The sequence below is a fragment of the Mesorhizobium sp. M4B.F.Ca.ET.214.01.1.1 genome (assembly GCF_004791545.1).
GTDB lineage: Bacteria > Pseudomonadota > Alphaproteobacteria > Rhizobiales > Rhizobiaceae > Mesorhizobium > Mesorhizobium abyssinicae.
Genome location: NZ_SRUX01000160.1, coordinates 1 through 343, shown reverse-complemented (window position 1 = coordinate 343; position 343 = coordinate 1). Strand labels below are relative to the sequence as shown.

Below are 343 nucleotides of genomic sequence, written 5' to 3'. Positions count from 1 at the left end.
CGGGGTGACGCTGCCGACGAAGCCGAAAAGCTCGGCCACGAAGGGCGGGCGCACCGCTTTGTGGCTCGGGCCGGACGAGTGGCTGATCATCGACGAGTCCGGCAACGATCCGCTGGCCGATTGCGCCAAGGTCTCGGCGCTGCATTCGGCGGTAGGCATCTCGCATCGCAATGTCGCGATCTCGGTCAACGGACCGGCGGCCGCGGTGACGGTCAATTCCGGCTGCCCGCAAGACCTGTCGCTCGAAGCATTCCCGGTCGAGGCGGCCTCGCGCACCATTCTCGGCAAGTCCGAGATCGTGCTGTTGCGCACCGCGGCGGATGCGTTCCGGGTGGAGTGCTGC

Annotated in this window: 1 protein-coding gene; it reads left to right on the top strand. The window is 67.6% G+C overall.

Features of this window, described 5'->3' with window-relative positions:
- Window positions 1-343 (top strand): sarcosine oxidase subunit gamma family protein (locus tag EN857_RS33725; RefSeq protein WP_281036054.1); only part of this gene is annotated, 343 nt, incomplete at both ends.